The sequence below is a fragment of the Marinobacter sp. EN3 genome, from assembly GCF_000475315.1.
GTDB classification, from domain to species: Bacteria; Pseudomonadota; Gammaproteobacteria; order Pseudomonadales; family Oleiphilaceae; genus Marinobacter; species Marinobacter nauticus.
The window spans coordinates 1-15,425 of the sequence record NZ_AXCC01000038.1 but is presented as its reverse complement, the minus strand read 5'-3'; the positions used below and the strand labels follow the sequence as shown (position 1 = coordinate 15,425).

11 protein-coding genes and 1 tRNA gene are annotated in these 15,425 nt (G+C 55.6%); all 12 read right to left on the bottom strand.

Going from position 1 to position 15,425, the window contains the following annotated elements:
• Nucleotides 1-61: 61 nt before the first annotated feature.
• The 12 genes from fusA to Q675_RS31655 all read right to left on the bottom strand — a co-directional run bounded on the left by fusA (nt 62) and on the right by Q675_RS31655 (nt 15,360).
• Nucleotides 62-2,167, bottom strand: a complete 2,106-nt coding sequence (gene fusA, locus Q675_RS31705) for an elongation factor G (protein WP_023011585.1) — start codon at nt 2,165-2,167, stop codon at nt 62-64.
• An 18-nt stretch (nt 2,168-2,185) separates the two neighbouring features.
• Nucleotides 2,186-2,656: a 30S ribosomal protein S7 gene (gene rpsG / locus Q675_RS31700; protein ID WP_011784243.1), complete on the bottom strand. Its 471-nt coding sequence runs from the start codon at nt 2,654-2,656 to the stop codon at nt 2,186-2,188.
• Between the two features lie 115 nt (nt 2,657-2,771).
• Complete coding sequence (gene rpsL, locus Q675_RS31695; RefSeq protein ID WP_008174844.1) at nt 2,772-3,146, bottom strand: 30S ribosomal protein S12; 375 nt, start codon at nt 3,144-3,146, stop codon at nt 2,772-2,774.
• Nucleotides 3,147-3,312: 166 nt separating this feature from the next.
• On the bottom strand, nt 3,313-7,527 hold the full coding sequence (rpoC, locus tag Q675_RS31690) for a DNA-directed RNA polymerase subunit beta' (RefSeq protein ID WP_011784242.1): 4,215 nt from the start codon (nt 7,525-7,527) through the stop codon (nt 3,313-3,315).
• Nucleotides 7,528-7,603: 76 nt separating this feature from the next.
• Nucleotides 7,604-11,680 carry a DNA-directed RNA polymerase subunit beta gene (gene rpoB / locus Q675_RS31685; protein WP_011784241.1) on the bottom strand — a complete coding sequence of 1,359 codons (4,077 nt, stop codon included), beginning with the start codon at nt 11,678-11,680 and terminating at the stop codon, nt 7,604-7,606.
• A 242-nt stretch (nt 11,681-11,922) separates the two neighbouring features.
• Nucleotides 11,923-12,297 carry a 50S ribosomal protein L7/L12 gene (gene rplL, locus Q675_RS31680; RefSeq protein ID WP_011784240.1) on the bottom strand — a complete coding sequence of 125 codons (375 nt, stop codon included), beginning with the start codon at nt 12,295-12,297 and terminating at the stop codon, nt 11,923-11,925.
• A 40-nt stretch (nt 12,298-12,337) separates the two neighbouring features.
• A complete protein-coding gene (gene rplJ / locus Q675_RS31675) occupies nt 12,338-12,868 on the bottom strand; it encodes a 50S ribosomal protein L10 (protein WP_014420483.1) in 531 nt (176 codons plus the stop codon).
• Between the two features lie 219 nt (nt 12,869-13,087).
• Complete coding sequence (gene rplA, locus Q675_RS31670; RefSeq protein ID WP_014420482.1) at nt 13,088-13,786, bottom strand: 50S ribosomal protein L1; 699 nt, start codon at nt 13,784-13,786, stop codon at nt 13,088-13,090.
• A gap of 1 nt (nt 13,787) precedes the next feature.
• A complete protein-coding gene (rplK, locus tag Q675_RS31665; protein WP_014420481.1) occupies nt 13,788-14,219 on the bottom strand; it encodes a 50S ribosomal protein L11 in 432 nt (143 codons plus the stop codon).
• Between the two features lie 117 nt (nt 14,220-14,336).
• Nucleotides 14,337-14,870, bottom strand: a complete 534-nt coding sequence (nusG, locus tag Q675_RS31660) for a transcription termination/antitermination protein NusG (protein ID WP_011784236.1) — start codon at nt 14,868-14,870, stop codon at nt 14,337-14,339.
• A 12-nt stretch (nt 14,871-14,882) separates the two neighbouring features.
• Nucleotides 14,883-15,251: a preprotein translocase subunit SecE gene (gene secE / locus Q675_RS0119250; protein ID WP_011784235.1), complete on the bottom strand. Its 369-nt coding sequence runs from the start codon at nt 15,249-15,251 to the stop codon at nt 14,883-14,885.
• A gap of 33 nt (nt 15,252-15,284) precedes the next feature.
• A tRNA-Trp gene (locus Q675_RS31655) sits at nt 15,285-15,360 on the bottom strand.
• Between the last annotated feature and the right edge of the window lie 65 nt (nt 15,361-15,425).

Genomic DNA, 15,425 nt, shown 5'->3' with positions numbered 1-15,425 from the left:
GTTACGCTCAAACTTTGCTTTGGACACGGTTACACCTCTTCCTGTTTCTTAAGTCCTGGGATCAACCCTTTTTAATGATCGCTTCGGCAATGTTCGAAGGAGCTTCCGCATAGCGGGAGAACTCCATCGCATAAGACGCCCGGCCCTGTGTTGCAGAACGCAGGTCGGTGGCGTAACCGAACATCTCCGACAACGGAACTTCTGCACGGATGACCTTGCCCGCAGGGCTCTCATCCATACCCTGCACGAGGCCGCGACGACGGTTCAGGTCGCCAACAACGTCACCCATGTAATCTTCAGGGGTAACAACCTCAACCTTCATGATCGGCTCAAGAAGGGCAGGATTTGCTTCGAGGGCGCCTTTCTTCATCGCCATGGAACCAGCGATCTTGAACGCCATTTCGTTGGAGTCGACGTCGTGGTAGGAACCATCATACAGCGTCGCCTTGATACCCAGCAGCGGATAGCCGGCCAGACAGCCGTTCTGCATCTGCTCCTCGATACCCTGCTGAACCGCCGGAATGTATTCCTTGGGAACCACACCACCAACGATCTCGTTCACAAAGATAAAGTTTTCGCCATCTTCATCATCCAGAGGCAGCGGCTCCAACTTCACTTTTACGTGACCGTACTGGCCGCGACCACCAGACTGACGAACGAATTTACCTTCAACGTCAACCGGCTTACGGATGCACTCACGATAAGCCACCTGAGGCTTACCGATGTTGGCCTCAACCTTGAACTCGCGACGCATACGGTCAACGATGATGTCCAGGTGAAGCTCACCCATACCAGAGATGATAGTCTGACCGGACTCTTCGTCGGTGCGAACACGGAACGAAGGATCTTCCTGAGCCAGTTTGCCCAGCGCCACACCCATCTTCTCCTGGTCAGCTTTGGACTTCGGCTCAACAGCTACGGAGATAACCGGCTCAGGGAACTCCATGCGCTCCAGAACAATCTTGTTGTTCTCGTCACACAGGGTGTCACCGGTGGTCACGTTCTTCAGGCCAATGGCAGCGGCGATGTCGCCCGCCAGAACTTCCTTGATCTCTTCACGGTCGTTGGCGTGCATCTGAACCATACGGCCCACACGCTCTTTCTTGCCTTTAACCGAGTTGAACACAGCATTACCGGATTCCAGTTTACCGGAGTAAACACGGAAGAAGGTCAGCGTGCCCACGAACGGATCTGTGGCGATCTTGAACGCCAGAGCAGCGAACGGCGCATCGTCGTCAACCGGACGAGTCTCTTCTGTACCTTCGTCGTCAACCTCACCGCGGATGGCTTTAACTTCATCCGGAGCCGGCAGGAATTCGATAACGGCATCCAGCACCGCCTGAACACCCTTGTTCTTGAACGCGGAACCACAGGTCGCCAGAACGATCTCGTTGGCGATGGTACGATCGCGCAGACCCTTCTTGATCTCTTCGTAGGTCAGCTCTTCGCCTTCCAGATACTTATCCATGTACTCTTCGTTGGCTTCGGCAGCAGCTTCAATCATCTGCTCGCGAGCCTTCTCGGCTTCCGCCTTCATGGATTCCGGAATGTCGCGAAGCTCGTAGGTCATGCCCTGGTCAGCTTCGTTCCAGTAGATGGCCTTCATGCGCAGCAGGTCAACAATGCCTTCGAAATCGTCTTCCGCGCCAATCGGCAGCTGGATGGGCACAGTGGTCGCGCCCAGACGGTTACGGATCTGCTCAACAACGCGCATAAAGTTAGCGCCGGCACGGTCCATCTTGTTGACGAACACCATGCGCGGAACTTCATACTTGTTGGCCTGACGCCATACAGTCTCAGACTGCGGCTCAACACCAGAGGAACCACAGAACACAACCACGGCACCATCGAGAACCCGCAGAGAACGCTCTACTTCGATAGTGAAGTCAACGTGTCCCGGTGTGTCGATAATGTTGATGCGGTGCTCGGGGTATTGCTTGTCCATACCCTGCCAGAAGGTTGTAACAGCGGCAGACGTGATGGTGATACCACGCTCCTGCTCCTGCTCCATCCAGTCTGTAGTGGAAGCGCCGTCATGGGTTTCACCCATTTTGTGACTACGACCGGTGTAGTAAAGAATACGCTCGGTTGTAGTGGTCTTGCCCGCATCCACGTGCGCACAGATACCAATGTTTCTGTAACGTTTGATAGGAGTCTTGCGTGCCACGATATAAACCTCGGCTTGTTAGAAACGGAAGTGAGAGAATGCTTTGTTGGCTTCTGCCATACGATGCACGTCTTCGCGCTTCTTCACCGCGGCACCTTTGCTGTCTGCCGCGTCAAGAATTTCGCCGGCCAGACGTTGCGCCATGGACTTCTCACCACGCTTCCGTGAGTATTCGACGAGCCAGCGCATAGCCAGCGCGTTCTGACGGGAAGGCCGTACTTCTACAGGCACCTGGTAAGTAGCACCACCCACGCGACGGGATTTTACTTCCACCATCGGCTGGATGTTCTCCAGGGCCTTCTCGAACATTTCGATCGGCTCTTCCTTGGATTTCTCGGCAACAATATCGAGCGCGCCATAAACAATGCGCTCTGCAACAGACTTCTTACCGCTTTCCATCACGTGGTTGATGAACTTGGCAAGACGTGCACTGCCGAATTTCGGATCGGGAATGATTTCCCGCTTAGCTGCAACTCTTCTTCTAGGCATCGATAAGCCCTTATATATCTAAAAGGTCTTCAGGAACCCCTGAGATAGCCATCTGCTACTCAGCCTTACTCTTACCGTTCTGACAAGCAACGATAAAAGACACCCGCTCGGGACATCAGGACTTGGGTCGTTTTGCACCGTACTTGGAGCGGCCCTGCTTACGGTTCTGTACACCCTGGGTGTCCAAAGTACCGCGAACAGTGTGATAGCGCACACCCGGAAGGTCTTTTACTCGACCGCCACGGATCAGCACAACACTGTGCTCCTGAAGGTTGTGACCTTCACCACCAATGTATGAGGAAACCTCGTAGCCGTTAGTCAGACGAACACGGCACACTTTACGCAGTGCTGAGTTCGGCTTCTTCGGCGTAGTGGTGTATACACGAGTGCACACACCACGGCGCTGAGGGCAAGCCTGGAGCGCGGGAACGTCGCTCTTGGCTACCTTGCGCTTACGAGGCTTACGCACCAACTGATTAATCGTTGCCATGTAAGCAAACTCCAAAAAAACCATACCAATGAAACTTACCCCCAATGCAGGGGGTAAAATTTAAGGGACGCAAGTTTAAGCTTGCGCCCCGAGTCAGTCAAGATGACTGATCTCTTTTTAACCACCCTGGAGGTAGGTATCTACCCCGAGGGTGGCGCGCTCGAACTCAGCTTTCGCGGTTAAGTTCGGCGCTCAGAGCTTCTTCAACATCGGCCGCAGTCACGCCCTGCTCTTCCAGGTCACGCTTGCGACGGCGCTCATTGTGATAAGCAAGACCTGTACCCGCCGGTATCAGACGCCCTACCACCACGTTTTCCTTCAGACCGCGCAGGTAGTCCCGCTTGCCAGTCACCGCACCCTCGGTCAGAACCCGGGTGGTTTCCTGGAACGAGGCCGCAGAGATGAAGGACTCGGTCGCCAGCGATGCCTTGGTGATACCAAGCAGCAGACGCTCGAAGCGTGCAGGCTCTTTGTCTGCCGCATTCGCCTTCTCGTTCTCTTCCATCACCTGGGTAATTTCTACCTGGTCGCCCGACAGCAGCGTGGTATCACCCGGATCGGTGATTTCGACCTTGCGCAGCATCTGGCGAACGATAACCTCGATATGTTTATCGTTGATGACAACGCCCTGCAGACGGTAAACGTCCTGGATTTCGTTGGTGATGTACTTGGCCAGCTCGACCACACCCAGCAGACGCAGGATGTCGTGCGGGTTCGACGGACCATCCGAGATCACCTCACCCTTTTCAACGGTTTCACCTTCGAACACGTTGAGCTGGCGATGCTTCGGAATCAGAACCTCATAGGCATCGTCATCCTTCGGCGTGATCACCAGGCGCTTCTTGCCTTTGGTTTCTTTACCGAAGGAAACCACGCCGCTGATCTCCGCGAGGATTGCGGACTCTTTCGGACGACGGGCCTCGAACAGGTCGGCAACCCGAGGCAGACCACCGGTGATGTCCCGGGTCTTCGAGCTTTCCTGCGGAATACGGGCGACCACATCACCCAGCTCGATCTTGGCACCATTCGCCATGGTTACCAGAGCGTTGGCCGGCAGGAAGAAGATCGCGGTACCGCCCCCAGGCAGCTCCACTTCCTCTCCCGAGTCGTCGACCAGCTGAATGGCCGGACGAATGTCCTTACCCGCAGCCGGACGCTCTTTCGGGTCAATCACTTCCATCGTGGACAGACCGGTCAGCTCGTCAGCCTGGGTACGGACAGTAATGCCCTCTTCCATGTTGACGAACTTGGCGGTGCCCTTCGCTTCCGCGATGATCGGGTGCGTGTGCGGATCCCACTTGGCAACCACAACACCGGCTTCTACCTGATCACCGTTCTTCACAGACAGCACGGCACCGTACGGCAGCTTGTACCACTCGCGCTCACGACCCTGCTCGTCGGCAATGGCCAGCGCGGAGGAACGGGATACCACCACCAGCGAACCATCGGTCTTCTCGATCGACTTCAGGTTGTGCAGGCGTACCGTACCACCATGCTTCACCTGGATATTGTCTACCGCAGACGCCCGGCTAGCGGCACCACCAATGTGGAAGGTACGCATGGTCAGCTGGGTACCCGGCTCACCGATGGACTGGGCAGCGATAACACCTACCGCTTCGCCCACGTTCACCTGGTGGCCACGGGCCAGATCACGGCCGTAACACTTGGAACAGATGCCGTGACGGGTCTCACAGGTAATCGCAGAGCGTACCCAGATTTCGTCTACACCCGCGCGCTCAACCATTTCGACGGTCTTCTCGTCGAGCAGTGTGCCCGCAGGAACAACGGCGTTGTCCTTGTCAGTCGGCGTGAACACATCGCGAGCCGTCACACGACCCAGAACCCGGTCGCCCAGCGGCACAACCACGTCGCCGCCTTCGATGTGCGGCGTCATCAGCAGGCCTTCATCGGTACCACAGTCTTCCTCGGTCACCACCAGATCCTGAGACACGTCAACCAGACGGCGGGTCAGGTAACCGGAGTTCGCGGTCTTCAGTGCGGTATCCGCCAGACCTTTACGAGCACCGTGAGTCGAGATGAAGTACTGGAGTACGTTCAGACCTTCACGGAAGTTAGCCGTAATCGGCGTTTCGATGATGGAACCATCCGGCTTTGCCATCAGACCACGCATACCGGACAGCTGACGGATCTGGGCGGCGGAACCCCGCGCACCGGAATCGGCCATCATGTAGACGGAGTTGAAGGACTCCTGCATCAGGTCTTCACCGTCTTCGCCCTTCACTGGCTGGCCATCAGGGCCAATAACCTGCTCTTTGGACAGACGCTCCATCATTGCCTTGGACACTTTGTCGTTGGCACGGGACCAGATGTCGATCACCTTGTTGTACTTCTCACCCTGGGTCAGAAGACCGGATGCGTACTGGTTTTCGATGTCTTTTACTTCGTCGGAGGCCGCATCCACCAGCTCGTACTTCTCCGGCGGGATCTCGAAATCGTTAAAGCCGATCGAGATACCGGAACGGGTTGCGTAGTGGTAACCCATGTACATCAACTGGTCAGCGAAGATGACCGTGTCTTTCAGACCAGCATCCCGGTAACAGGTGTTGATCAGGTTGGAAATCGCCTTCTTCACCATCGGCTTGTTGACGATCTCGAACGGCAGGCCGTCCGGCACGATATCGTAAAGCAGAGCGCGACCAACGGTGGTATCGACAATGCGGAAGCTCTCGGTACGATTACCGTCTTCGTCAACCGCAACTTCCTTGACCCGAACCTTAACCTTCGCCTGCAGGTCAACCTGACCAGCACCGTAAGCGCGATGGGCTTCCTTGACGTCAGCAAAGACCATACCTTCACCCAGAGCGGCGTGGCGCTCACGGGTCATGTAGTACAGCCCCAGTACCACGTCCTGAGACGGTACGATGATGGGCTCGCCGTTGGCGGGCGACAACACGTTGTTGGTAGACATCATCAACGCGCGGGCTTCAAGCTGGGCTTCCAGAGTCAGCGGTACGTGTACCGCCATCTGGTCACCATCGAAGTCAGCGTTGTAGGCCGCACACACCAGCGGGTGCAGCTGAATGGCCTTACCTTCGATCAGAACCGGCTCGAACGCCTGGATGCCCAGACGGTGCAGGGTCGGCGCACGGTTCAACAGGATCGGATGCTCACGGATGACCTCATCCAGGATATCCCAGACCACACCTTCCTCACGCTCGACCATCTTCTTGGCGGCCTTGATCGTGGTCGCCAGTCCGCGGTGCTCAAGCTTTGAGAAAATGAACGGTTTGAACAGCTCCAGAGCCATTTTCTTCGGCAGACCGCACTGATGCAGGCGCAGGTACGGACCTACCACGATCACCGAACGGCCGGAGTAGTCAACACGCTTACCCAGCAGGTTCTGACGGAAACGACCCTGCTTACCCTTGATCATGTCAGCCAGGGACTTCAGGGGGCGCTTGTTGGTGCCGGTGATGGCACGGCCACGACGGCCATTGTCCAGCAGGGCATCCACAGCTTCCTGCAGCATCCGCTTCTCGTTACGCACGATGATGTCCGGAGCATTCAGCTCCAAAAGGCGCTTGAGACGGTTGTTCCGGTTGATCACCCGACGGTACAGGTCGTTCAGGTCGGAAGTGGCAAAACGGCCACCATCCAGCGGAACCAGGGGGCGCAGGTCCGGCGGAAGAACCGGCAGCACGGTCATGACCATGTCGCCCGGCTTGTTACCGGAATACAGGAACGCTTCCAGAATTTTCAGGCGCTTGCTGAATTTCTTGATCTTGGTCTCGGAGTTGGTCTGCGGAATTTCTTCGCGCAGCGCGTCAACTTCGGCCTGCAGATCGATGTCTTCCAGCAATTGCTTGACGGCTTCCGCACCCATGCGGGCGTCGAACTCGTCACCAAACTCTTCCAGGGCTTCGTAATACTGCTCATCGTTCAGCAGCTGGCCCTTCTCCAGAGTGGTCATACCCGGATCGATAACAATAAAGCTCTCGAAGTACAGAACCCGCTCGATATCACGCAGGGTCATGTCCAGCATCAGGCCGATGCGGGACGGCAGCGACTTCAGGAACCAGATATGGGCGACCGGGCTGGCCAGCTCAATATGGCCCATGCGCTCACGACGAACGCTCGCCAGGGCAACCTCGACACCACACTTTTCACAAATGACACCGCGGTGCTTGAGGCGCTTGTATTTTCCGCACAGACACTCGTAGTCCTTGATCGGGCCGAAGATCTTGGCACAGAAAAGACCGTCACGCTCCGGCTTGAAGGTACGGTAGTTAATGGTCTCAGGCTTTTTTACTTCGCCAAAAGACCAGGAACGAATCATGTCAGGCGACGCCAGGCCAATGCGGATGGCGTCGAATTCCTTGCTCTGATTCTGGCTCTTTAGAAGATTCAGCAAATCTTTCATCAGTTAAAGCTCCGGATGGCGTTAATCTCGGGCGGGCACACGGAGTGCCCGCTCACGCTGCCAAAAACAATTCGGCTCACTCGGATTCCAGCTCGATGTCGATACCCAACGAGCGGATTTCCTTGACAAGAACGTTGAAGGATTCGGGCATGCCCGGCTCCATGCGATGATCGCCATCAACAATGTTCTTGTACATCTTGGTCCGACCGTTTACGTCGTCAGACTTGACGGTGAGCATTTCCTGCAGGGTATAGGCGGCACCGTATGCCTCCAGAGCCCAGACTTCCATCTCACCGAAGCGCTGACCACCGAACTGAGCCTTACCACCCAGCGGCTGCTGGGTAACCAGGCTGTAAGAGCCGGTAGAACGAGCGTGCATCTTGTCGTCGATCAGGTGGTTCAGCTTGAGAATGTACATATAGCCAACAGTCACCGGACGATCAAACGCATCGCCGGTACGGCCGTCATAGAGCTTGGTCTGACCGGTGGTATCCAGGCCAGCCAACTCAAGCATTCTCTTCACCTCAGCTTCCTTGGCACCATCGAAGACCGGTGTTGCCATGGGAACGCCACCACGCAGGTTGTTGCACAGCTCGAAAATCTCTTTATCAGTCAGACTGTCAAGGTCAACCTTGAACACTTCGTCCGAGTGATTGTAGATCTCGTCCAGCAACTTGCGAAGCTCAGCCACCTTACGCTGCTCATCCAGCATGCGGCTGATCCGCTCACCAAGACCTTTCGCCGCAGCACCAAGATGAGTTTCAAGGACCTGACCAACGTTCATCCGCGACGGTACACCGAGCGGGTTCAGAACGATATCGACGGTATTGCCAAACTCGTCGTAGGGCATGTCTTCAATCGGCATAACCGCAGAGATAACACCCTTGTTACCGTGACGGCCAGCCATCTTGTCGCCCGGCTGAATACGACGCTTGATTGCCAGGTAAACCTTAACAATCTTGAGTACGCCAGGAGCCAGATCGTCGCCCTGCTGAAGCTTGCCCTTCTTGTCGTCAAAGCGAGCTTCGTGCTCTTTCTTGCGATCCTCGAGGCCCTGCTCGGATTTCTCCAGCAACTCGTTCAAAGCTTCGTCTTTCATGCGCAGCTTGAACCAGTCGGCTCGCGGCAGTTCCGCCAGGTAGGCTTCTTCCAGCTTCGCACCCTTTTTCAGGCCCGGACCACTGATCACTTCCTGACCTTTCAGAGCGGCCATCAGACGCTCGAACGTCGCACCTTCAACAATGCGGTACTCGTCTTTCAGGTCCTTACGGTACTTGTCCAGCTGCTCTTTCTCGATCGAAAGCGCACGGGCATCTTTCTCGATACCGTCACGGGTGAAGACCTGAACGTCAATGACCGTACCACGGGTACCGGTCGGCACACGCTGAGACGTGTCCTTAACGTCAGACGCTTTTTCACCAAAGATGGCACGCAGCAGCTTTTCTTCCGGGGTCAGCTGGGTTTCGCCTTTCGGCGTTACCTTACCAACCAGAATGTCGCCGGGGCCCACTTCAGCGCCGATGTAGACAATGCCGGACTCATCCAGCTTGGACAGTGCGCTTTCACCCACGTTCGGAATATCTGCGGTGATTTCTTCGCTGCCCAGCTTGGTATCACGAGCCACACAGGTCAGTTCCTGAATGTGGATGGTGGTCAGACGATCTTCCTGAACCACTTTCTCGGAGATGAGAATGGAGTCCTCAAAGTTGTAACCGTTCCAGGGCATGAACGCGATGCGCATGTTCTGACCCAGAGCCAGCTCACCCAGATCCACAGAAGGACCATCCGCCAATACATCGCCACGGGCAATCACGTCACCCTGACGCACGATAGAACGCTGGTTGATACAGGTGTTCTGGTTGGAGCGGGTGTACTTGGTGAGGTTATAGATATCCACACCTGCATCACCGGCTTCGGTTTCTTCGTTGTTGACGCGAACCACGATACGGGCCGCATCCACGCTTTCGATCACACCACCGCGACGCGCGGTTACACACACGCCAGAGTCCTGAGCCACCGTGCGCTCAACACCGGTACCCACCAAAGGCACCTGCGACTTCAGGGTCGGCACCGCCTGACGCTGCATGTTCGCACCCATCAGGGCCCGGTTGGCATCGTCGTGCTCCAGGAACGGGATCAGAGACGCCGCGACCGATACAACCTGGCGAGGAGATACGTCCATGAAGTTAACCGCTTCCGGAGGCGCTACAGTAAATTCGTTCTGGTGACGCACCGTAACCAGCTCGTCAGTCAGACGCTTGCCTTCATCGGTAGCGGCACTGGCCTGAGCGATCACGTAGTTGCTCTCTTCAATCGCAGAGAGGTAAACCACCTCGTCGGTCACCACACCATCAACCACCTTCCGGTACGGACTCTCAAGGAAGCCGTAGGAGTTGGACCGGGCGTAGGTTGCCAGCGAGTTAATCAGACCGATGTTCGGGCCTTCCGGAGTTTCGATCGGGCACACGCGGCCGTAGTGGGTCGGATGTACGTCACGGACTTCGAAGCCAGCGCGTTCACGGGTCAGACCACCTGGGCCCAACGCGGAAATACGACGCTTGTGGGTAACCTCGGACAACGGGTTGTTCTGATCCATGAACTGGGACAGCTGACTGGAGCCAAAGAACTCTTTCACAGCGGCCGCAACCGGCTTGGCGTTGATCAGGTCCTGCGGCATCAGGCCTTCGCTTTCGGCGAGACTCAGACGCTCACGAACCGCACGCTCAACACGCACCAGACCAACACGGAACTGGTTTTCGGCCATTTCACCCACGCAACGCACACGACGGTTGCCCAGGTTATCAATGTCATCCACCTGGCCCTGGCCGTTACGAATGGCAATCAGAGTCTTCAGTACGTCGATGATATCGTCGTGCGTCAGCGTGCCTTCGCCGGTGCTTTCTTCCCGGCCCAGGCGACGATTCAACTTCATCCGGCCAACGGCGGACAGATCGTAACGCTCTTCGGAAAAGAACAGGTTGTTAAACAGATTCTCCGCAGATTCCTTGGTAGGCGGCTCGCCCGGGCGCATCATGCGGTAGATTTCCACCAACGCTTCGAGCGGGGTGCGGGTCGGGTCGATACGCAGGGTATCCGACATGAACGGACCGCAATCCAGGTCGTTGGTGTACAGGGTTTCAATGTCTTTAACACCGGCATCGAGGATCTTGGTAACCACTTCCTCGGTCAGTTCGGTGTTGCATTCTACCAGCACTTCGCCGGTAGACTGATCGATCATGTCCTTGGCCAGGACACGGCCGTAGAGATACTCGGTCGGTACTTCCAGCTCGGTGATACCGGCTTTTTCCAGCTGCTTGATGTGACGGGCAGTGATCCGGCGGCCTTCTTCAACAATCACGTTGCCGTCATTGTCTTTGATGTCGAAGGTTGCGATATCGCCCCGCAGACGGCTTGGTACCAGCTCCAGCTTGCACACTTCCGCGCCCAGGCTGAACTTACTGGTTTCAAAGAACATCTCGAGCATTTGCTCGGAGGTATAGCCCAGACCACGCAACAGAATGGAGGCGGGCAGCTTACGACGGCGGTCGATACGAACGAACACGGCGTCCTTCGGATCGAACTCGAAGTCCAGCCAGGACCCACGGTAAGGAATCACCCGGGCTGAGTACAACAGCTTGCCGGAGGAATGGGTCTTACCCTTGTCGTGATCGAAGAACACACCAGGTGAACGGTGGAGCTGGGAAACAATAACGCGCTCGGTACCGTTAACAACAAAGGTACCGTTCTCGGTCATCAGGGGCATTTCGCCCATGTAGACTTCTTGCTCTTTGATGTCCTTGATCGCCTTGTTGGACGATTCCTTATCATAAATGATCAGGCGGACCTTCACCCGTAGCGGCGCGGCGTAAGTTACGCCCCTGAGCTGACATTCCTTGACGTCAAAGACTGGCTCGCCGATTCGGTAGCTCACATACTCGAGCGCGGCGTTGCCAGAATAACTGACGATCGGGAATACGGATTTGAATGCTGCATGAAGACCAGTTTCCCGGCGGTCTTCAGGCGCAGTTTCCATTTGGAGGTAGTCCCGGAACGAATCCAGCTGAATAGACAGCAAATAGGGGACTTCCATCACGGAAGGCAATTTACTAAAGTCTTTGCGAATCCGCTTTTTCTCAGTGTAGGAGTAAGTCATCTGCATTCCCCAGCTTTAGACCTGATACCTGGTATCAAGAAGCAATCAAATGTTCTGCTTCGGGGCCGAGTTGCTCGGCTTATCGCGCCGTCTTGAACAAGACTCTGGCTGTAGGTTATAGATCTGACATCAACCTGCAATTGCACACCAGACTCTATAGCATATACAACAGAAAAAGGCCGGTGGCACGAAGCCACCAGCCCGTCCATGCTTAACGCACGGTGTCGATCAACAGCCGACTCTTACTTGAGCTCAACAGAAGCGCCTGCTTCCTCAAGCTTCTTCTTGGCTTCTTCAGCCTCGTCCTTGCTTGCGCCTTCCTTAACAGTAGAAGGTGCGCCGTCAACCATTTCCTTGGCTTCTTTCAGGCCCAGGCCAGTCAGTTCACGAACGGCCTTGATAACGTTTACTTTCTTCTCGCCAGCGCCGGTCAGAACTACGTCGAACTCGGTCTTCTCTTCGGCGGCTTCGCCAGCAGCGGCAGCAGCCGGAGCGGCAGCAACAGCGGCAGCAGCAGAAACGTTAAACTTCTCTTCCATTGCTTCTACGAGCTCAACAACTTCCATTACGCTCATTTCAGCAATTGCATTCAAAATATCGTCTTTAGACAGAGCCATGACTTTCTCCCAAAAATGTAAAAAATGGTGTTCAACAGAATCAAGCAGCGTCTTGCTTCTGGTCCCGGACTGCAGCTACAACACGTGTGATCCTGCCCGGAATATCGTTCAGGGTACGTGCAAGCTTGGTAACTGGTGCCTGTGTAACAATGGCCAGCTTGGTCAACGCTTCGTGCAGCGTCGGCAGCGTAGCCAGGCGATCAATCTGTTCTGCACCCATCAGCTCACCGCCGACAGCCAGACCCTTGATTTCGAACGCCTCTTTCTCTTTGGCAAAATCCTTCAGCAGGCGCGCAGCGGCACCCGGATCTTCCATTGAGAAAGCCAGAATGGTCGGACCAACCAGCGCCGGATCAATGCACTCGAACTCGGTACCACGAATCGCGATCTTTGCCAGGTTGTTACGAACAACCTTCAGACGCACGTTTTCGGCACGAGCCTTGGCACGCAGCGCCGTCATGTCACCAGAGGTGACACCACGGTAGTCAGCCAAAACCACAGACAGAGCAGTACCAGCAGTCTCGTTGACTTCAGCGACGATCGCTTTCTTGTCTTCGAGTCTAATTGCCACTGGTTTTCTCCTCGATTTCGCCGGCTTATGCCAGCAAACCCATCTATGTCCCTCGCGGGACGCCTAACGGTGTTTGGGTTCAGAGAGAACGTCGTCACACCGTCTGCGCAGGCGTTGCTTTAACCCTTGAGGCGCCCTTCAAGAGGGCGCTGCGGGGGCCTGCGGTCTTTGACAGCCTTGGCTTCCGCCCAGACTACAAAGTAACTACCGCTCAGAGCCTCAGATGCTCAGAGTACCCTGATCGATAGTCAGGCCAGGACCCATCGTGGAAGAGATGGTGATCTTCTTCAGATACACACCCTTCGACGATGCAGGCTTGGCCTTTTTCAGATCTGCCACCAGAGCTTCAAGGTTTTCCTTGATGTTCTGCGCAGAGAATTCGACGTTACCCAGCGGAGCGTGGATAATGCCGTTTTTATCAGTACGGTAGCGAACCTGGCCGGCTTTGGCGTTCTTGACCGCAGTCTCAACGTCTGCAGTTACAGTACCAACCTTCGGGTTCGGCATCAGGCCGCGCGGACCAAGGATCTGGCCCAGCTGACCAACCACACGCATGGCATCCGGAGTGGCAATAACCACGTCGAAGTCCATATTGCCTTTTTTCACTTCGTCAGCCAGATCGTCCATACCTACGACGTCTGCACCGGCAGCAGTGGCTTTCTCGGCATTGGCACCCTGAGTGAACACAGCTACACGAACAGTCTTGCCAGTACCGTGCGGCAGAACAGTGCTGCTACGTACGACCTGGTCAGATTTACGCGCATCAACACCAAGGTTAACAGCCACGTCTACAGACTCTTTGAACTTGACGTTCTGGCCCAGCTCGGCCAACAGTGCTACCGCCTCATCAACGGTGTAGGCACGGGTAGAGTCTACTTTTTCACGAATCAGCTTCTGACGCTTGCTCAGCTTTGCCATCTTACAGACCCTCCACGTTCAGGCCCATGCTGCGGGCAGTTCCGGCAATGGTACGAACCGCTGCTTCCATGTCGGCAGCAGTCAGATCCGGCTCTTTGGTCTTGGCAATTTCTTCCAGCTGAGCACGGGTTACCGTACCCACTTTGTCCGTGTTCGGACGACCGGAACCGCTCTTGATGCCAGCCGCTTTTTTCAGCAGCACCGGCGCCGGCGGGGTCTTGGTAACAAAGGTAAAGCTGCGATCACTGTATACGGTGATGACAGTCGGAATCGGCAAGCCCGGTTCCATGCCTTGAGTCTTGGCATTGAAGGCCTTACAGAATTCCATGATGTTTACGCCGCGCTGACCCAGGGCCGGACCAACGGGGGGACTCGGGTTGGCCTGACCGGCAGCAACCTGAAGCTTGATATAGGCTTCAATTTTCTTTGCCATGATAGTTCTCCTGTGGGTTCTGACGCCTCTCGGCTCCCCGTTTATATAACTGCCTTCAGCAGACACAAAAAGCCCGCGTCGCCGTGGCGCGCGAGCTCTCAGGTTTTCAGGCTACGCTCAGTCTTTCTCGACCTGACCAAACTCCAGCTCTACCGGAGTTGAACGGCCAAAGATCAGGACCGCAACCTTAACTCGACTCTTCTCGTAGTCGACTTCCTCAACAACGCCATTGAAGTCTGCAAACGGACCTTCAACAACGCGTACAATCTCACCCGGCTCGAACAAGGTCTTCGGCTTGGGCTTGTCAGCACCGCTTTCTACACGACGCAGGATTGCCTCAGCCTCGCGTTCGGTAATGGGTGCCGGCTTGTCCTTGGTACCACCAATGAAACCGAGTACCCGAGGAGTATTCTTCACAAGATGCCATGAGGCATCATCCATTTCCATCTGGACCAATACGTACCCGGGATAGAACTTGCGCTCGCTCTTGCGCTTCTTGCCATCGCGCATTTCGACGACTTCCTCGGTCGGAACCAGGATCTCGCCAAACTTGTCTTCCATGCCTTCGAGCGCCACACGCTCCTTCAGAGTGCGCATTACGTGCTTTTCAAAGCCAGAATACGCATGAACGACGTACCAGCGTTTAGCCATTGCCCACTCCCGTTAGCCGATGAAGCCGGCGACCAGCCAGCTGATCAGCGAATCCATACCCCACAAGATCAGAGCCACAACCAGCACAAACACCACAACAATAATCGTGGTCTGAACCAGCTCAGGCCTGGTGGGCCAGACGACTTTCCGGATCTCTACGCGTGCTTCCTTCAACAGGGTGGCAAAACGACGGCCACGCTCGGTCTGCAGCGCAACAAATGCAGCAACAAGACCCAGCCCAACAAGAGCCAGAACCCGATACAGCACAGACTCGGCACTGAAATACTGATTACCAACCACACCAACGGCAATCAGAACAAAAACAACCAGCCATTTCAGAGCATCGAAACGGCTGGTCGACTGAACGGCTTTTGACTCCATAGGAATCAGCTTATGTATCCGGATGTTGAAAAATGGCAGGCCAGGAGGGAATCGAACCCCCAACCTGCGGTTTTGGAGACCGCTGCTCTGCCAATTGAGCTACTGGCCTGCACCGAAACAACTCAGCGCAACAACAAACGAGTAACCCGAAGGTTACTCGATGATCTTGGCGAC